This is a genomic window from Psychrobacter sp. GTC18467 (assembly GCF_055397455.1).
Genome location: NZ_AP038920.1, coordinates 598,400 through 617,295, shown reverse-complemented (window position 1 = coordinate 617,295; position 18,896 = coordinate 598,400). Strand labels below are relative to the sequence as shown.

The following is an 18,896-nucleotide window of genomic DNA, read 5'->3' as shown; positions in this document are numbered from 1 at the left end:
TTATGGTGGGCTGAGATTAAAACTTAATGGTACTGAAATTCAAAAGCTGATTTTAAAACCGACTTAAACAAACGGCACAATTGACGGCATTAAGTCGTGAAAGGTGCGACCGGTGGCAATCTCGCCAATGGCGTGCATTTTCCACTCGTTATTATGGCGATAAACCTTTGCCATAATCAGTGCGGTGTGGTTGCCCTGAGCGGATAAGTCATATCGCGCTACTTCCTTGTTATTATTGGCATCAACCAATCGGCAGTAAGCATTAGCAACATTGTCAAAGCTTTGACCGGTAAAGCTGTTGACGGTAAAGATAAGCGCGGTGACATTGCTTGGAACGCGCGATAAATCAACGTTGATGACTTCATCGTCGCCATCGCCTGCGCCAGTTCGGTTGTCGCCGGAATGGGTGATGCTGCCGTCTTTGGATTGCAATTGGCTAAACCAAACGGCATCGACCTGCTGTTTGTTGGCATCAAACATAATGCAAGAGGCGTCAAGGTCGATGGAACTGCCACCAACGCCGCCGCCAAACAGTTTTCCTAATAGTCCTGATTTTTGCGGGACGCTTTGGGTTGCCACATCCCAGCCAAGCCCCAATTTAACGTGGTTTAATTCGCCGCCGGCTTCTTTCGCCAGCGAAATTTTTTGCCCTTTTTGCAAACTAACTGCCATGTTCTTCTCCTTATTATTGCTATGATTTTTGAAGTTTTATAAAAAAAGGTTTTATAAAATGTTGTTTAAAAAGCCGTTGCTACTACCGCCGCGACCACCAGAGCTTGTGCCAAGAATGCTTTGAAGCCAGCTTTGGTAGCTGTCGCGGTTGCGCGAGCAGATGACCACTTTACCGCTGCCGGAAAAGTTCAATACCATACCCTCGCCACTGGTCACCGAATTGATGATATTGCCAACAAAGCCTTTGTTTTTACTGGTCGATACCGACAATTTATAATCAAGTCGTGAGTCCCAACAAACGACGTGACCGTTATCAATGATGACATCTTTATCAGGGGTGACGTCAATTTCAAACAACGAACCAAACCCTGACACCACCACTTGACCATGACCGTGAGTTTGCATCACCATAAAGCCGCCGGTATCGCCAAATATGGCGCCGCCAAGGTTGCGCTGAATTTGCGCTCGGATATCAACGCCCGATTGCGCCGCAACAAACGCGCCATCACTGAGCGTATATTGGCAAGCGCCTACGTCTAAAATCTGCATATCGCCATCAAGGGTTGGCGCAAGCAGGCAATCGCCCTCGCCATGAACGGCCTCGATTTGCTGCTGAAATAGCGACTCATCGTTGGCAAAGCGGCGCATGAGTGACTGCATAATTCCGCCTTGAAGCTTACCTTTTAACTCAAGGTTCGACTCCATCATCACCATCGCGTTGGCTTCACAAAATATCGCGTCGCCTTTTTTTAAGTTGCAATGTAAAAACGGTTCAATCGTGCCAATCAGACTAAAGGTTGCCGCCATAATGCTGTCCTATCGTACTTTTTAATAAGAAATTAATAATAGCTTTTAGTAACAAGCCATCTTAATAAAATAAAGCCACCAAACACCACTTGAGCATTTGATGGCAAAAAATGCAAGCAGAAGTTTAAACGTTAACACCGTAAGAGGCAGCTAACGGTCCAAGACCGCCGTTAAAGCCTTGACCGACGGCGCGGAACTTCCAGTCGCCGCTGTGGCGGTACAATTCACCAAAAATCATCGCCGTTTCGGTACTGCCATCTTCTGACAAGTCAAATCGAGCAATCTCAGTGCCGCCGTTGTCATTGATGATGCGGATATAAGCATCACTGACTTGACCGAAGTTTTGGTTTCGCGTTTGACCGTCATAAATGATGGCGCAAACGGCCACTTTGTTCACATCGCTTGGGATGATGGCAAGATTGACTTTAATGGTTTCGTCATCGCCTGCGCCTTCGCCAGTGCGGTTGTCGCCGGTGTGCTCAACCGCGCCGTTGTCTGATTTTAAATTGTTAAAAAAGATAAAATCGCTGTCATTGCGAACTTTTCCGGCGTCATTGAGCAAAAAGCCAATCGCGTCCAAATCAAAATCTTGACCGTCGGTGGCGCGCGGGTCCCAACCAAGACCCACGGTAATGTTGGTAAGCCCTGGCGCTTCTTTGGATAAGTTAACGTTGCCGCCTTTGGTTAAGCTAATAGCCATAAGATGTCCTTTAAGCAAATTGAGTTTATTGTTGGTTTCGCATTGTTTTTACTGTCTTGGCGTCAAAAATTTCCGCTCACTGCAATCAACTATACTTGAGCGAATAGGGATTGTGCAAGCCAAATTTTGTGCTAAAGTTTTGCAATCTTAAGCGTTTTTTCCGCTAGATTTTAAAATTGTTATACGAAAATAAGGGCTAACAACAGACCATATTGTAAAATACAGTCCGTTTTATAAAAAATTATTCAAGTGGGGTCGTTTTTGCTTCAAGCTTTCGATGCTTGATTGACGCAAACAACGCCCAAACAATAAAGGCAACCCCAATAAGTCCGGTGACCAGCTCTGGAACTTCAAAGCGCATTGATAACAGCATGATAATGGCAAGGGCACCAATGGCATAATGCGCGCCGTGCTCAAGATAGATGAACTCATCAAGCGTGCCTTTGTCCACCAAAAAGATGGTCATGGAACGTACAAACATCGCACCAATGGCAAGACCTAACATGATAATAATCACATCATTGGTAATGGCAAATGCGCCAATGACGCCATCAAAACTGAATGATGCATCAAGGACTTCTAAATATAAGAATCCGGCAATCCCGCCTTTCATAATGGCGCTTCCAGCGGCAGCAGCGTTACCTTGCTCAGCAGCTTCTTCGGTTTCTTCCAAATCGCCCTCAAGCATACTGGAGACCACTTGAACGCCAAGATAAATCAAAATACCCCAAACCCCTGCCATCAAGACGACCGAATCTTTGGCATTATCGACCCAAGTTAATGACAGCACCAAAATGGCAAGCGCCACAAATACGCTCATGGCATCGACTTGACCGAACTTTGCCAAGCGGCTTTCAAGCCAATCAAACCAATGAACGTCTTTGTCATCAAATAAGAAGTTTAAGAACACAAGAAGTAAGAACATGCCGCCAAATGCTGAGATTTCTGCATGGTGGGCGAGCAGTTTTTCTGAGTATTCGGTAGGGTTATAAAGCGCTAAATTCACCACTTCCATCATGCCAAGGTCAGCAGTTACCGCCACAATGACAATCGGAAATACCAAGCGCATGCCAAAAACGGCAATCAAAATCCCAACGGTTAAAAAAATCATTTTCCAAAATTTGTCCCAGTGCTTGAGCACCGAGGCATTAACCACCGCGTTATCAAATGATAAAGAAACTTCCATCACCGCCAAAATCGCAGTAATCGACAGCGCCGTAATCAGCCCTCCCAGACCGCCGTGAGAGTAGCCCCACCACGCCGCCACCACAAGTGCTATTGCCGTAAAAATAAAGTCTAAATAAAAATGTCTCATGACAAATCCTGTCCGGTTGCAAAGCGTATCATCAAATTATTCCCGCCCAAAATTACAAAAAAGTGGCTCAATGAGAGCCACTTTTTCTTAATAATCCTTTATTGCAACATAAAGCATTTAGCAAAAATTTGCTAGGGTAAATTGTGATTATTTTGCAAACCAAATTTAAGGCTAAATATTGACGCCGTACTGATGGCACATGGCTTGCAAGCCGCCTGAATAGCCTTGACCGACCGCGCGGAATTTCCACTCGCCGTTATGACGGTAAACCTCGCCAAAGACCATTGCCGTTTCTACCGAATAGTCTTCTGCCAAGTCAAAGCGAACGACTTCCGCGCCGGTGTCTTCATTGACCACACGGATAAAAGCATTGGCGACTTGACCAAAGTTTTGGTTGCGAACGGCAGCATCATGAATGGTCACGGTCACCACGATTTTGTCGATGTCGTTTGGCACTTGCGCAAGGTTGACTTTGATAACCTCGTCGTCACCATCGCCTTCGCCGGTTCGGTTATCACCGGTATGTTCAACCGCGCCATTGTCCGATTTTAATTGGTTATAAAAAATAAAATCATGGTCGCCGCGAACCTTTCCGGCATTGCTCAGCAAAAATACGCTGGCGTCCAAATCAAACTCCGCCCCTGAGGTTGCGCGCTCATCCCAACCAAGACCGATTAACAGTTTATTTAAGGTGGGGTCGGTTTTGGTCAGTGATAAGTTGCCGCCCTTACTAAGAGATAACGCCATAAGTTGTCCTTATTATCATTAAAAATTATAAAAAATCGTCTGACTATCATAGCAACAAAAAATGGCGTAATCAAAGCCGATTGCGCCATTTTCAAATAGTTAACCAAACAAAGTTTAGCAGTCCATCAAACGATTTGAAATCAGCGATGGCGAATCTCAAAGCTTTGATGAATCGGCTTTTTGGGATTAAAGTCAAAGCCAATGGTCTGCGGCGTAATATCAACGACCTCATAGCGCTCGCGCAGATTTTCATCCAATTCAAATCGGGTAAAGTTATTGGAAAAATACAACACGCCGCCTGCTGATAAGCGGTTCATCGCGCGGTTAATCAATGCCGCATGGTCGCGCTGAACGTCAAACGTTCCTTGAAACTTTTTGGAATTGGAAAACGTTGGCGGGTCAATAAAAATGACGTCAAATTGCTCAGTATTGCTTTTAATCCACTCAAAAATGTCGGCAGCAACAAAGCTAAATTTGCTCCCCATCACGTCTAAACCATTAAGGGCAAAGTTTTGCTTGCCCCAATCGAGATAGTTTTGTGACAAATCTACACTGGTAACTTTTTTTGCGCCGCCCATAGCCGCGTGAACACTTGCGGTACAAGTATAGGCAAATAAATTAAGCACCGATTTGTTATTGCTGGCTGCTTTGACGCGCGACCGCATATTGCGGTGGTCAAGGAACAATCCGGTGTCTAAATAGTCGGTAAAATTGACGTAAAAATAAGCGCCGTCTTCTTTGACAATATAAAATTTGCCGCGTTTGTCAGTGGTGTTTTGCTTGCGGTATTGCTCATTTCCTGATTGGCGAGCGCGAGTTTTGATAAATACTTGCTCGCGGTTGACCTCAAGAACTTCTCGGATACCTAAAAGCGCCAAGTTAAAGCGTTTTTTGGCGGTTTCCACAGGGATGCTTTTTGGCGGCGCGTATTCTTGAACGTGAACATAATCGCCATAAACGTCAATGGCGACTTTAAAATCTGGCAAATCAGCATCGTAAACCCGAAGACTGGTCACACCTTCTTTTTGAGCTTGTTTTTTTAATTTGCCAAGATTTTTTTGTAAGCGGTTGATAAAATCTTGCGCTTCCTCACTTTGAATGTCACGCTTTTCAAAACGAGTGATTAAGTTATCAGCTTTGGATTTATTAAGCTTGCCAAAGCGGAAATAAACGGTAATCGCGCCGTTATGACAACGCAGCGTTTGCGGCTCAATAATGGGCAATACGTCCGCTTGCTCAACCTTTGCTGCCAAAATCCCAAGCATCGGTGTGATGGGCGAGCCAATAAAGCTGTCTTGCAGCATCAGCCCCAAACCTTGATACAGCGGTCGGATGCTGTCTTCTGTTCCCAAACGCTCACCATAAGGTGGGTTGGTGATAATCAGCGGTCGGCTAAATTTATTGTCAGTAATAAACCTTTTTAATTTACCTTGCAATTGGCTTAACGGTCGCTGCTCAATGGTTAAATGCGGCAATAACTCTTGAAGTCCTGCGGCAATGAGGTTTTTTTGAGTGGCAATCACCGCGCCAATATCGGCATCAAACGCTACGATAAATGGTAGTGTTTCAGGGTTATTTACTGCTTGTGAAAGCGCGGTTTCAAATCGCGATTGTGCGGTCTCAATCATCGATTGCCAAAGCGCCTCGTCATGATGTCGCCAGTGATAAAAGCCAAATTGCCGAGCTGCTTTGTCAATGCCCACCGGATAATCACAGTGCATCAACAGCGCTTCGATAATAAACGTTCCTGAGCCGCACATGGGGTCGATAAGCGCATCAAGCTTAGCTTGGCTTTGATTTGCTTTTTGGTCTTTTTCGTGCCAACCTGAAGTGTAAAGTAGGGCAGCAGCAAGGTTTTCTTTTAATGGCGCCTCGGTCATTGCCACGCGGTAGCCTCGGCGATGAAGGCTCGTTCCGGACAAATCAAGGTACAATTCAGCTTGCTTGTCATTGACCGTTGCAAAAATCGCAAAATCCGGCTGACGGCTGTCAACGCTTGGTCGCGCGCCAAATTTTTCGTTAAAGGCGTCGGCAATGGCATCTTTAATCCGCAGCATGGCAAATTGCTGATTGACCGCCACGCGTTTGTCAACCGACAAGCGAATGGCAAAGGTGTCCTCAACGCCAAATTGCTCGCACCAATCAACCGATTTTGCCAAACCGTAAAGCTGCTCAGCCACGTCATAATCGGTGTTGATGTTTTTGCGCTTAATGGGCAATAAAACACGTGACGCCACCCGCGACCACAGGCAAATGGTGTACAAATCCTTGATATTGCCATCAACCGATAGCCGGCCAGTGCTTTTAATCTCACTGGTGATACCAAAGCTTGTCAGCTCCGTTTGAAGCGGTAGCTCAAGACCGTCGGCGCAAGTGATGATAAATGATTGCAAAGGGCGAGCGGGACTTGTCATACACATTCCTGACCAATAAAGGTGAAAACTATAAACCCGTCATTTTAGCATAACTTACTTGCCATAGTCTGAGCGCTTTTGCTTTTAATAATTCGCGGTTTAAGATGCTTTAAAATTTAGACTTAAGATTTGCTGTCGTTTGGCTCGGCAGCTTGAACGGTGGTGGCAAATGGCTTGGTGGCAATGGGGTAATCCACATCTTTTGGCATCAACAGGCGCATGTGCGGATAAGGCGTTGAAATATTAGCGTTATCAAAGGCGACCTTAATTTTTTCATATAAGTCTTCTTTGATTTTAGGAATTCTCGCAACAGATGCTGGCTTCACCCAAAATCTGACGATAAAAAACACCCCAAAATCGCCAATTTCCGACACCGTTGCCGAGGATTCAGGTCGCGTGAGCACCACATCAGCATCGGTTAAGACTTGTAAAATGACCTTTCGCGCCTCTGCAATGTCATCTTCAAGGGCAATTCGGACTTTAATATCAAAGCGCACAAAGTTTTTGGAAGTTAAATTAATCACCTCAGAAGATGCCACGGTTGCGTTTGGGATAATCACGGTGACATTATCGCGGGTCAAAATATGCGTCGTTCGCAGGGAAATCAGCACCACCCGACCTTCGTTGTCGTTCAGGCTAATCCAATCGCCTACCTGAAACGACTGCTCAAGTAAAATGGTGATGCCGGCGATAAAGTTGGCAAGGGTGGATTGCGCGGCAAAACCAACTGCCAAGCCGACAATCCCAAGACCGGCAACCAGTGACACAATATCAAAGCCAAATTGCGCCAACACACTAGCCGCGCCCAAAATTAAAATCAGCACCGATAAAATGTTATTTAGCAGCTGTTCAATGGAGGCGCTAATGCCGTAGTGCTGCAAAATTTTGTGAATAATGTGCCCCGAGGACGTCCAAAGCACGTAATAAAGTCCTGCCCAAATGCTTGCTTTTGCCGTGGCTTTAACGGTGCTTGGTTCAATATTTATTTGGCTCATGATGGCAATCAAGCTTGCAACAATCCAAATGTAGCGCAGGCAGGAGTGAATAATCGCCAATCGGCGCGCATTTAAGCGAATTCGGGCTTTGTTTTTTTTCAAGACATAAATGGCAAGCCAGTAAACCGCGCCCAATATCGCAAGCAAAATCAAGATTTTAATGGCGGTGCTGGCAAGCTCAACCGCCCGTGATGTCCAGTCGCGTGAATCTTCCTCAAGCGAGCCGCCAATGGCAAGATATAAACTGGTGTACAAATCGCGACCAATTTCATGAAAAAATTCAGCGATACCGGCAATGGCCATGATAATTTGGTGACCTTTTATAAACAATAAAAAACCTGAGAGATTGAGCGGCTAGTTTAGCATCAAAATCCGCGCTGAGCCCTAAGCTTAATTAGCGCTTTGCTTAAAATCCCGTATCCTCGCTGCCCTCGACTTGATGCGGAATGTTCATTTGCGATTGAATATCGCGAAGCGCCGTTCGCAAGCCTTCTAAAATGGTCGGATGATAAAACGGCGCATCAAGAAGCTGCTTGACGCTTAATTGGTTGGTAATGGCAATGGCTAAAATATGCGCTAAATACTCCGCGTCCGGTGCTGCCATACTTGCGCCCAAGATTTTATCGGTTGCTTTACAAGCATAAATGTGCAAAAGACCGCAATTGACGCCCATAATTCGGCTGCGACCTTGTTTGGCAAAGTCAACCTTGCCGATAACGAAGTCTAAATTATGGTCTTTAATGTCTTGCAATGACTGACCAACAGTTGCAATTTGCGGTGAAGTGAACACAATAGAAATCGGCAGGGCAGGCGGGCGGATATAAGCGCCGGAGTTGTTTTGGCAAACCTCGCTTCCGGCGCTAAAGCCCTCATCGCTTGCAACATGCAGCAGCGGTAAATGGGCGTTGGCATCGCCAATCACGTAAACTTCCAAACCATCGATTTGACCTGTGTTGATGTTGAGGTGTTTTGGGCGCTCTTTGTCATCAAGCTCTACCCCCAAATTCTCAATGCCAAGCGCTTTGATATGGTTGCGCCGACCGGTCGCCACCAATACAAAATCACCTTGCCAGTCTTGCGTCTTGCCATTGCTGTCTTTATAGCGGATAAAAGCGGCATCATCACGGACGCCAACGTCTTTAATTTCACTATGAAGCTTCATGGTCAAGTCTTTTGCTAAGCAGTCGATGGCTTGCTCATTGATTTTGTCATCACCAAGACCGCCAACGGTTCGCGTTCGGTTAAATAAAGTGACCGCAACGCCAAGCTGTGAAAACGCTTGCGCCAGCTCAAGCCCCACCGCTCCTGCGCCAATGACGGCTAAGGAGTTGGGCAAATCGGTCAAGCCAAATACCGAATCAGAAGTCAAAAGTTTATCTTTTAACTTTTCTCCCCAATCCTCAGGAACAAACGGCGAGCTTCCGGTGGCAATGATGATTTTATCGGCTTTAATCACTTCATCATTAACCTCGATAAGACCATCTTTATTAATTGTCGCTTTTCCGGATATTTTTTTATCGTCATCCCAGCTTGCTACTTGCTGTTGAACGCTGCCGGTAAAGTCATCACGAAGTTTGTGAACGCGCTTCATGACTTGTTTGCCATCGATGTTAATGTCGCCGCTTACGCCAAAGTCGGCAGAGTTTTTGGCATCAAAAGCGCGCTCAGCTGCCGCAAGCAAAAGCTTACTTGGCATACAGCCAACGGTTGCACAGGTGGTCGTCCAAAAGCCATGATTGATAATGACGATGTTTTCAGTGGTTTTTTTTGCTTGGCGAAAGGCATTTTGACCGGAAGTTCCTGCGCCGATGATGGCAACGGCAACGTGGCGAGAGAGGTTATTATTTTTATGCTTAGCGCGTTGTTGAGGGGTAAGGTTAGCTGATAAATTATTATTTTGGTTCATAATATTCTCAATGATTTTTAGGTGAAATAGCGATTAAATGAAACAAATTAAGTCAAGAGATTTTTATAAATCATAAGTTATCTTACAAGCAATTTTTGCAAAAATCAGCTTAGTCAGGGCAGTAAGCTGTTGCAAATCTGTGAGCGTGGTGGTTATTGCAGGTGATAACAAGCAAGCATCAAAAAAGGCTGACCTAAGTCAACCTTTTATAATCTTCAAAATTTAGCTTTGCATTAATGGTTTAAGATGGCTTTTGTGGTGGCTTCAAATCAAGACCTTTGGTGCACTGCTGCAAGTCGCTTTGCATTTTTTTAACATAAGGTAGGGTTGAGGGGTCTTTTTTGCTTTGGGCGTAGCTTTCAATTTCCCACATCTGACCGATGGTCATTTTACTGCGAACATTGATGGTGCAGCTACAAAGCTTACTGGCGGTGGCTTTGTCAGCTACTTTGTACTTTACCGCGCCTTCAACACATTGGTTGATGTTGTTTTGCTTGATATCCAAGGCATTTGCTTGGGGGATAGCCAAAAAGCCAATAGCGGCTAAAGGTAGGAGTTGCAACAGCTTCATAGAGTTCCTCTCGTGAACGGCATGAATGAGAAAAAATAGCTTCAATACCGTTATTAACCATAAAAACGCTCTCACCATAGCAAGGATTTGTTAAATTTAACACTGCTGAGCTGCTGTAATGATGAAAGTGAATGTTACGCAATTGTGAAAACAATCTAAAATTGCCTAGTTCTGATAGCGGGTCGGGTCAGTAACGCCAGCATCTAAAAATCCTTGACGGCGCAGCGCGCAGCTGTCGCAACTACCGCAAGCAAGACCGTCATTGTCCGCCTGATAGCACGAAATGGTTTTGCCATAATCCACGCCAAGACTGAGCCCAAGCTCGATAGTTTGCGCTTTGGACAAGTTTTGCAGCGGCGTTTGTACAAATAAATGCTGACCGGTCACACCCGCTTTGGTGGCAAGGTTGGCTAGGCGCTCAAACGCGGCAATAAATTCAGGTCGGCAGTCCGGATACCCTGAATAGTCAATCGAGCTTACCCCAATGACGATATGGTTGGCATTGGTGACTTCAGCAACGGCTAAGGCATACGATAAGAAGATGGTGTTTCGGGCAGGAACGTAGGTGTTTGGAATCGCGTCGTTGTCATCACTGCTATCAGCGGCGTGACTGGCAAATTTATTGGCATCACCATCGGGGATAGTCATGCTGTGGTCGGTGAGTGATGAGCCGCCAAGCTGAGCAATATCAATATTAATCACCCGATGCGAAACGCCGGCGTCAAGAGCAATCGCTTTTGCCGCTTCAAGCTCGCTGTTGTGGCGCTGACCGTAATCAAAGCTGATGGCGGTCACCTGATTGAACTTTTGCCGCGCCCAATACAAACAGGTCACCGAATCAAGACCGCCTGACAAGAGCACAACGGCATTCTGGTTGGCGCTGTCGTCTTGATGGGTCTGTGGGGTCAAAGTTTGGGCGGTATCAGTCATGGTGGTCATCACTTTTTAAGAGGGATTAAAAACGCTTATCTTAACAAACTTGCCCTCAAGACAAAACTCTGCGCCGCAAATTTGCGCAAATAATATCAGCATGTTTTCAACCCCTTAGCAAAATTTGTTATAATCAGCAGCTTTTATGATTGCCAATGTTGAGACTGCTATGAGCGCTGCGACCTTATTTAATCCAAGCCAAAATTTTAATGAAGCCGATGACGCGAACCTAAGCGACAACGCAAGCTTTGATATGGATGACGATGCTCAAGACTTAGCCGCCATGGCAGCCGCTGACCCCGACTCAGTGCGCTTTAAAAAATTGCAAAAAAAGCTACGCAAGCAAGTGTCTTGGGCAATTCGCGACTTCAATATGATTGAAGATGGCGATGTGGTCATGGTTTGCATTTCAGGTGGCAAGGACAGTTTTACCTTGCTTGATATTTTGCTGCTGCTCAAACGCATTGCCCCGATTAGCTTTGACATTGTTGCGGTGAACCTTGACCAAAAACAGCCAAACTTTCCAGAAGAGGTGCTGCCAAACTATCTCAACGAACAAGGCATTGCCCATTATATTTTGGAAAAAGACACTTACAGCATTGTGAAAAGCGTTGTCCCTGAAGGCAAAACGTACTGCTCAGCGTGTTCGCGATTGCGCCGTGGCTCGCTTTATGGCTTTGCTAAGCAAATTGGCGCAACCAAGGTAGCGCTTGGTCATCACCGCGATGATATTTTGGCGACGTTTTTTTTGAACCTCTTTCACGGCGGGGCGCTCAAAGCCATGCCGCCTAAGCTGCTAAGCGATGATAAGCAAAATATTTTAATCCGACCACTGGCGTATGTCGAAGAAAAAGACATCATCAAATACGCGCGCTATAAAAATTTCCCAATTATTCCTTGTAACCTTTGCGGCAGCCAAAAAAACCTACAACGCGCCATTATTAATGACATGCTCAAAGACTGGGACAACGCGCATCCGCAGCGCTTGGCGTCTATTTTTAAAGCGCTGCAAAACGTGGCGCCATCACAGCTTGCCGACCGTGAGTTTTTTGACTTTGAAAACCTAAGCCTTGAGCGTGATGACAACGAGCGCTTGTTTGAAGGGGAGAATATTCAAGCCGGTCAGCTTGCAAGCTTAGCTGATATCGGGCTTCCCACCGCGCCAAAATCACAAACCTTTAATCCCAAATTTGCTGAAAAAATCCCAACGGTAAATCCGGCAATTTAAAGCCCAGCTTTAGGGTTACCATAAAAAAAGCCAGTTTCATTGACTGGCTTTTTATTTGTTTTAACTTTTCTTTATTTTAAATCAGCATTACGACGTTTTGGCAAAAACCGGAAGGGGGCTAAAAACAACTTCCGAGCGTGGCAATTTGGCAACGTCTTGCATCCGCCAATCGTCTTTACCATCGTAGCTGACTTGCAAGTAGTATTTGCCTTTCACCGAGTCCAAATCGACATGAGCGCTGTATTTATTGCCGCTTTCATGTTTTAAAATGGCGTCGCGGTCTTTTTTAATGTCAGTGGCGTGTGAGATGGACAATTCAAGCTCATCAGGGTAGGTGAGCGGGTCGCCATTGAGTAGCTTTCCTGATTGCAGACTTTGCTCAGGATAGTTTAAATAAAACACCACATCGCCATTGGGCGCAAATTGTAAATCGCCGCGCAGGTCCAGCTCATACATCAGCTTGTCGCGTGAGACGTCGTGATACAGCGTCTTGCCGTCCATATACCAGTCATCGCGAACCACGCTGTCGCGAATCTGATAGGAATAATAGACAAACCAAAGACACGCCACCACCACAAATAGCGGCATACCAATTACAAAAATCAGTACCATGTAGTTTTTATACCACGGCTGAGAGTCTTGGTGCTTAAAGTTCGGGGATTGAAGTTGCGTTGCCATAATCTACCTATCATTTGACCGATGTCTAAAAGACGCTTAGGACAGCTTTTATCCTAAGCGCTGACTTGCAAAATTATTGACCTTGAGTGGTAAAGATGTTTTGTTTGCTGACTTTGTATTTGCCATCTTCACTGGTGACCGTCAAGGTAACTGGCGTTTGACCCTCATCGATAACGTCAGGGTCGCCGTAAATACTCACCGGCATGTCATAGCTTTCACCCGCCTCAAGCGGCACATCGTTAAAGCGCAACTGCAAGCTTAAACCATCTTGCGGCTCAAGAGCGAGCTTATAGGTGTGTGGCTCTTGGGTTTTGTTGGTGAGCTTAACAATATAACTGTTTTCAATCATACCTTGAGCGTTGGTCGATGACAACTGGTTGCGGTCACGGCGAATGTCAATTTCAAGTGGCACGCGACCCGTCAACGCATAAACCATGCCGCCAACTAAGATAGATAACAACGCTAAATAGGCAAACAATCTTGGTCGCAAAAGCTTACTTGGCTCTTTTTCAACCAATTGCCGCTCAGTGGTATAACGAATCAACCCGCGCGGATAGCCGACTTTATCCATGATATCGTTACAAGCATCGACACAAGCGGCGCACTGAATACAAGCAACCTGCAAACCATCACGAATATCAATCCCTGTTGGGCACACCTGAACACACATGGTACATTCAACGCAGTCGCCTAAATTGTCCGGATGCGTGCCTTTTTTGCGAGCGCCTCGCGGCTCACCACGCTCATAATCATAAGAGACCACCAACGTATCTTTATCAAACATCACACTTTGGAAACGACCATATGGGCAAATCTGAATACACATCTGCTCACGCATATAACCGGCATTGGCGTAGGTGGAAAAGGTAAAAATGAACATCGATACCCAAACCCAAACCGGCCAATCAGGGAAGGGAATAACCCCACCAATCATCTGCCAACTGTGGTATAAAAAGTCCGTTCCGGCAACGTAGCTGACAAAGGTTGCTGCCGTAATCACCGACAGCACAAACCAAATAAAATAAATCAAAAGTCGCTTAAAGGCTTTTTTAGCAGTCATTGGCTCTTTATCGAACTTAATGCGCTTGTTACGGTCGCCAATCACCAACTTTTCCACATATTGATACATATGTGTCCAAATGGTTTGCGGACAGGCATAGCCGCACCAAACGCGACCTGCATAAACAGTCACCACGAACAGCAAGAATGCGGCGATAATGGCAAAAACAGCGATAAAATAAAAATCTTGGGTTAAAAAAGTAATCCCAAAAATATAATAATGCTGCGAGGGGACATCAAACCAAATGGCTTGCCGACCATTAAAGCGCAGCCACGGCAAAATCAAAAATAATGCCAGTAGGGCGTACATGGTAATGACGCGGATGTTTTGATAAAAACCTTTAATAAATCGGGGGTGGACGCGCTGTTTATTGGCGTTTAAATCGACCTCGCGAACAGGAATTCTATTGGGTTGTGGTGCTGACATAAACTTGCCTCTTTAAAAAAAAGAATCAGTTTGCTGGCATGGGTAACAAAGAGCGGTAAAACGAAATCTTCTGGCGTTACGATGTTATCAATGTCAGTTGAGAGGAGTGATGATCCTCTCAATGAACGGTTATTTTAAGCGGTACTTATTGGCTATATAGTTTAGCATTACTTAAGATGTAAATGGGGTGAATCTTCAAAAAAACAATAATCTTAGGCGGATATATCATAACAATATTGGCTTGCTCGTAAATTTAGCCGCGGTCTTATCTCAATCAGTAGTAAGACGCATCAAAAAAGGAGCTTATGTTAAGCTCCTTTGTGAATCAACTAAACAATATTAACTTTCTTTAGCGGCTGCAGGTTTGGCAGCTTTTGGTGCTGTAGCACTGGCAGGAACTTTTGCTTGGTCATCTTTAGCATCCTTTGATAAAGAATAGATGTAAGCTGCAAGAAGCATGATACGCTCATTACCAAGTTTGCTTTCCCATTCAGGCATCACCCCAGCTCGACCATAACGAAGGGTCTCGCGTACAGTTTCGCGATCACCGCCATACAACCAAATGTTATCGGTTAAGTTTGGCGCGCCGGTTGCGGTCATACCTTTGCCATCTGGACCGTGACAAATAGAGCACTGCTGTTTGAAAATTGCTTCACCTTGAGTCACAAGCGTCTTATCAAGCGGCAGATTGGCTTTGCTGCCGTGATTTGATGATAACGACAACACGTATTCAGAAGCCGCTCGAACGCCGTCTTCACCCAACTGATCACGCCAAGCGGGCATGCCACCAACGCGACCTTTATGAAGCGTGGTTAAAATATTTTCAGCTTCACCGCCATATAACCAATCATTATCGGTAAGGTTAGGATAGCCAGTTGCACCTTTGGCGTTTGAACCATGACAAACGGCACAGTTTTGCAAAAATAAGCGGCTACCGACTTTCAGCGCGTTCGGATCATTGGCAAGCTTTTCTACATAAGGTCCAAGCTCATTGATTTTAGTATCAATGTTTGATTGCAGGTCTGCTGGTGGCGTTTCACTTTTACGCAAAGTCTCTTGCATTTCTGCCAAAGATTTTAGCGTTCCCGTTGCCCCACTGGCGCCTGCCTTTGCCAAAATATTTTTTTCAAAGTTATCAGTAAAGACTTTGTTGTTGCTCTCAAGGTCACTAAACAACTCGTTTCGCGATGTCCAAGGAACGGTCTCACCATCAACCTCAACGGTTGAAATACCCTTCCAATGCGAGGGGAAAATTGCAGGGAAAAACACCCAATACAGCGCGCCCCAAATAATTGACCCAAAGAATATTACCAACCACCATTTAGGCAGCGGCTTGTCGTATTCTTGAATACCATCATAGCTGTGACCAGTCGTTCCGTCTTCTTCTACTGTGGGTTTGTATTTTAGTACAAATAATAAGACCCCAAGAATGAAACACCAGCACCCAATACTTAATACGGTAATCCAAGAACTCCAAAAAAATGTCATCATTTATCCTTATTGCGCGTCTCATCCGATGAGGTAGGCTCTACCTCATCGTCAAGCGCAAGTTGTGCATCTTCTTCGAAGCGTTTTTTGTTTTTTGGCGAATACGCCCACCATGCGACACCTACGAAGGCAATAAAAGCTGAAACTGTCGCAATCGTTTGTAATTCACCAATGCTCATTATCGCTGCCCTTCCATTGCCGTACCAAGCTGTTGCAAATAAGCAACCAAAGCATCAAGCTCTGTGGCGCCTTGAACCGCATCTGGAGCACCTTCGATATCTTCATCAGTATAAGGAACCCCAAAACGATCGCGGAACAAGCGCATTTTGGTTTGAATGTTGGCGCCGTTTACCTCATTGGTAGCCAGCCATGGGAATCCTGGCATCACAGATTCAGGAACCAATGAGCGCGGGTCAATTAAATGCTGCTTTTGCCAGTCTTCAGAGTATCTGCCACCAACGCGAGCAAGGTCAGGTCCGGTACGCTTTGAGCCCCATAAAAATGGGTGATCCCAAGTGGATTCAGCCGCGCGCGAATAAGGTCCATAACGCTCAACCTCAGCACGAAGTGGTCGCACCATTTGGGTATGACAAACGTGACAACCCTCGCGAATATAAATCTCACGACCTTCAAACTCAAGTGCCGTCCAAGGCTTCATCGAAGGTAGCGGCGTGTTAACACCGCCTTCTTCAGGAGCTTTTTGATCATAAATAAGCGGTACGATTTCGACCAGTGTGGCAAAGCTGATGGCAATCACGATACCGATGACCAACAAGCCCGTATTTTTTTCAATCAATTCATGTGGAATACCAGCCATGATAGCTCCTTACACTTTAGCAGTCTGTGACTCATCAACACTAGGTTCATGGTCAGTAGGATCGGCGACATCGACAGGTTTACCTTCAGGCATTTGCAAGGTTTTGTAGCAGTTATAAGCCATCACTACCATTCCTGAGACATATAATAGACCGCCAAATGCACGACCAATATATGGGAAATGGGAGAATTCAACGGTATCAACAAAGCTATAAACCAAAGTACCATCAGGGTTAGTGGCAAGCCACATCATGCCTTGACCAATTCCTGAAATCCACATAGAGACGATATAGAAGATAGTCCCTGCAGTTGCAAGCCAAAAGTGAGTAGTAATCAAGCTGATAGAATACATCTTAGGCTTGTTATAAATACGCGGCAGCAGCACATAAAGCGAGCCGATGGTAATCATACCTACCCAACCCAGCGCGCCTGAGTGAACGTGACCTACGGTCCAGTCAGTGTTATGCGACAAAGCGTTGACCGTTTTGATGGACATCATAGGACCTTCAAACGTTGACATCGCGTAGAAGGATAGGGCTACAATCATAAAGCGAATGATCGGGTCAGTGCGAAGCTTGTCCCAACTTCCAGATAACGTTAACACCCCATTAATCATACCGCCCCAAGATGGCGCAAATAGAATCACTGAGAACACCATCGCCAAAGACTGCGTCCAGTCAGGAAGCGCTGAATAGTGCAAATGGTGACCGCCTGCCCACATATAAGAGGCAATCAATGCCCAAAAGTGGACGATAGACAAACGATAAGAATAAATCGGACGACCAATTTGCACCGGAACGAAGTAATACATCATGCCAAGGAAGGCTGCAGTTAAATAAAAGCCTACCGCGTTATGACCATACCACCACTGGACCATCGCATCGGTTGCTCCACCAAACAATGAGTACGATTTAAACGCACTGACAGGGATTGCCATACTGTTAACAATATGCAATAAACCAATGGTGATAATAAATGCGCCGAAAAACCAGTTTGCCACATAAATGTGCGAGGTCTTACGTTTAATCAGCGTGCCAAAAAACACAACGCCGTAAGAGATCCAAACCAAAGCGATTAAAATATCGATTGGCCATTCAAGCTCAGCATATTCTTTGGTTGAAGTGAGACCTAAAGGTAGCGTAATGACCGCTGACACAATTACTGCTTGCCAACCCCAAAAGGTGAACCAAGCTAAATAAGGCGCGAATAGTCTTGTTTTACACGTACGTTGAACGACGTAGTAAGAGGTTGCAAATAATGCACTACCGCCAAACGCGAAAATCACCGCGTTGGTGTGCAATGGTCTTAAGCGGCTGAACGTCAGCCACGGGATATCAAAGTTAAGCGCTGGCCAAGCCAGTTGTGACGCAATGAACACACCAATGCTCATGCCGACGATGCCCCAAACGACAGCCATAATCGTAAAGAATCTTACGATAGTAATTTCGTACTCACGGTCAATAGGGGCGACTGCTGTGTTTTGTAAACTCATTGGATGATTCCTTTACAGCCCGAATTATCAATAGAATTAACTAATGCTCGATAAAAAAGCCAAAGTGCCACTTTTTTATCTCGTTCACGCCAGATGCCAATGTCCAATTTTACTTAACTTTGCAAATATCGGCTTAACTGTCTGTTTACATATTGGTCTTAGTGTCAACTCATGGGCGCTTTATAAAAACGCATCGACCAATTGGGGGATTGAACAGTCATAAACGGCTTTGCTTGATAAGAAAATGCGCCAACTCAATTCATTTACAACTTAATGCTATAAGTGATTAACATGCCTCTTAGTGATGATGGGCTCAGCAATCGAAGAAGGATGCTAGCGGCGGCTGACAGTCACACAATTACGTAATTTTTAGTTAAAACTCCCGACTCTGTTTAAGGTATTGTAACGCAATATTAACGAAATATCATCAAACGGATGCGCCAAAATACAAACTATTTATTAAGTCATTTTAGTAAAACTGATCGGCAGATAAAGCCTCTGAACCGATTATTTTGGTAAAAGCTTAACAATAAAAGTCAAAAATAAAATGGTTATGAGCAGAAAAAAGCGGCTTTTAAGTTAATATGACAATCAAGGTGTTGCTAAAAAGTCATGTAATATCAAAAGGCTATCTGAACCAACTGCTTCATA

17 protein-coding genes are annotated in these 18,896 nt (G+C 45.1%); 1 reads left to right on the top strand and 16 read right to left on the bottom strand.

Annotated features, from left to right (window positions below; genetic code table 11):
• Nucleotides 1–63 precede the first annotated feature (63 nt).
• The 10 genes from ACZ5XY_RS02560 to queC all read right to left on the bottom strand — a co-directional run bounded on the left by ACZ5XY_RS02560 (nt 64) and on the right by queC (nt 11,057).
• On the bottom strand, nt 64–672 hold the full coding sequence (locus ACZ5XY_RS02560) for a TerD family protein (RefSeq protein WP_464742677.1): 609 nt from the start codon (nt 670–672) through the stop codon (nt 64–66).
• A 51-nt stretch (nt 673–723) separates the two neighbouring features.
• Nucleotides 724–1,479 carry a TIGR00266 family protein gene (locus ACZ5XY_RS02555; RefSeq protein WP_464742675.1) on the bottom strand — a complete coding sequence of 252 codons (756 nt, stop codon included), beginning with the start codon at nt 1,477–1,479 and terminating at the stop codon, nt 724–726.
• Nucleotides 1,480–1,603: 124 nt separating this feature from the next.
• Nucleotides 1,604–2,179, bottom strand: coding sequence for a TerD family protein (locus ACZ5XY_RS02550; protein WP_464742673.1), 576 nt, complete (start codon nt 2,177–2,179; stop codon nt 1,604–1,606).
• A gap of 241 nt (nt 2,180–2,420) precedes the next feature.
• The gene (locus tag ACZ5XY_RS02545) at nt 2,421–3,494 is read right to left on the bottom strand and encodes a DUF475 domain-containing protein (protein WP_464742671.1); all 1,074 of its coding nucleotides are present in this window, start codon (nt 3,492–3,494) and stop codon (nt 2,421–2,423) included.
• Between the two features lie 171 nt (nt 3,495–3,665).
• Nucleotides 3,666–4,241 carry a TerD family protein gene (locus tag ACZ5XY_RS02540; RefSeq protein ID WP_464742669.1) on the bottom strand — a complete coding sequence of 192 codons (576 nt, stop codon included), beginning with the start codon at nt 4,239–4,241 and terminating at the stop codon, nt 3,666–3,668.
• A gap of 140 nt (nt 4,242–4,381) precedes the next feature.
• A complete protein-coding gene (rlmKL, locus tag ACZ5XY_RS02535; protein WP_464742667.1) occupies nt 4,382–6,661 on the bottom strand; it encodes a bifunctional 23S rRNA (guanine(2069)-N(7))-methyltransferase RlmK/23S rRNA (guanine(2445)-N(2))-methyltransferase RlmL in 2,280 nt (759 codons plus the stop codon).
• 116 nt (nt 6,662–6,777) lie between these two features.
• Nucleotides 6,778–7,953: a mechanosensitive ion channel family protein gene (locus tag ACZ5XY_RS02530; RefSeq protein ID WP_464742665.1), complete on the bottom strand. Its 1,176-nt coding sequence runs from the start codon at nt 7,951–7,953 to the stop codon at nt 6,778–6,780.
• Nucleotides 7,954–8,056: 103 nt separating this feature from the next.
• Complete coding sequence (locus ACZ5XY_RS02525; protein WP_464742663.1) at nt 8,057–9,556, bottom strand: dihydrolipoyl dehydrogenase; 1,500 nt, start codon at nt 9,554–9,556, stop codon at nt 8,057–8,059.
• Nucleotides 9,557–9,797: 241 nt separating this feature from the next.
• Complete coding sequence (locus ACZ5XY_RS02520; RefSeq protein ID WP_464742661.1) at nt 9,798–10,127, bottom strand: hypothetical protein; 330 nt, start codon at nt 10,125–10,127, stop codon at nt 9,798–9,800.
• Nucleotides 10,128–10,292: 165 nt separating this feature from the next.
• Nucleotides 10,293–11,057, bottom strand: a complete 765-nt coding sequence (queC, locus tag ACZ5XY_RS02515) for a 7-cyano-7-deazaguanine synthase QueC (protein WP_464742659.1) — start codon at nt 11,055–11,057, stop codon at nt 10,293–10,295.
• Nucleotides 11,058–11,310: 253 nt separating this feature from the next.
• Between queC and ttcA the strand changes: the two genes are divergently transcribed.
• Nucleotides 11,311–12,285, top strand: coding sequence for a tRNA 2-thiocytidine(32) synthetase TtcA (gene ttcA, locus ACZ5XY_RS02510; RefSeq protein WP_464743715.1), 975 nt, complete (start codon nt 11,311–11,313; stop codon nt 12,283–12,285).
• A gap of 87 nt (nt 12,286–12,372) precedes the next feature.
• Here the strand turns inward: ttcA and ACZ5XY_RS02505 are convergent, their stop codons facing one another.
• The 6 genes from ACZ5XY_RS02505 to ccoN form a co-directional block, all read right to left on the bottom strand.
• The gene (locus ACZ5XY_RS02505) at nt 12,373–12,963 is read right to left on the bottom strand and encodes a FixH family protein (RefSeq protein ID WP_464742657.1); all 591 of its coding nucleotides are present in this window, start codon (nt 12,961–12,963) and stop codon (nt 12,373–12,375) included.
• A gap of 73 nt (nt 12,964–13,036) precedes the next feature.
• The gene (gene ccoG, locus ACZ5XY_RS02500) at nt 13,037–14,449 is read right to left on the bottom strand and encodes a cytochrome c oxidase accessory protein CcoG (RefSeq protein WP_464742655.1); all 1,413 of its coding nucleotides are present in this window, start codon (nt 14,447–14,449) and stop codon (nt 13,037–13,039) included.
• A gap of 339 nt (nt 14,450–14,788) precedes the next feature.
• Nucleotides 14,789–15,937 carry a cytochrome-c oxidase, cbb3-type subunit III gene (gene ccoP, locus ACZ5XY_RS02495; protein ID WP_464743713.1) on the bottom strand — a complete coding sequence of 383 codons (1,149 nt, stop codon included), beginning with the start codon at nt 15,935–15,937 and terminating at the stop codon, nt 14,789–14,791.
• On the bottom strand, nt 15,937–16,116 hold the full coding sequence (locus ACZ5XY_RS02490) for a cbb3-type cytochrome oxidase subunit 3 (protein WP_464742653.1): 180 nt from the start codon (nt 16,114–16,116) through the stop codon (nt 15,937–15,939). Before ACZ5XY_RS02490 ends, ccoP begins: the two co-directional genes overlap by 1 nt.
• A complete protein-coding gene (gene ccoO / locus ACZ5XY_RS02485; RefSeq protein WP_464742651.1) occupies nt 16,116–16,754 on the bottom strand; it encodes a cytochrome-c oxidase, cbb3-type subunit II in 639 nt (212 codons plus the stop codon). The genes ACZ5XY_RS02490 and ccoO overlap by 1 nt, the downstream gene beginning before the upstream one ends.
• Nucleotides 16,755–16,763: 9 nt before the next feature.
• Nucleotides 16,764–18,245 carry a cytochrome-c oxidase, cbb3-type subunit I gene (gene ccoN, locus ACZ5XY_RS02480; protein WP_464742649.1) on the bottom strand — a complete coding sequence of 494 codons (1,482 nt, stop codon included), beginning with the start codon at nt 18,243–18,245 and terminating at the stop codon, nt 16,764–16,766.
• Between the last annotated feature and the right edge of the window lie 651 nt (nt 18,246–18,896).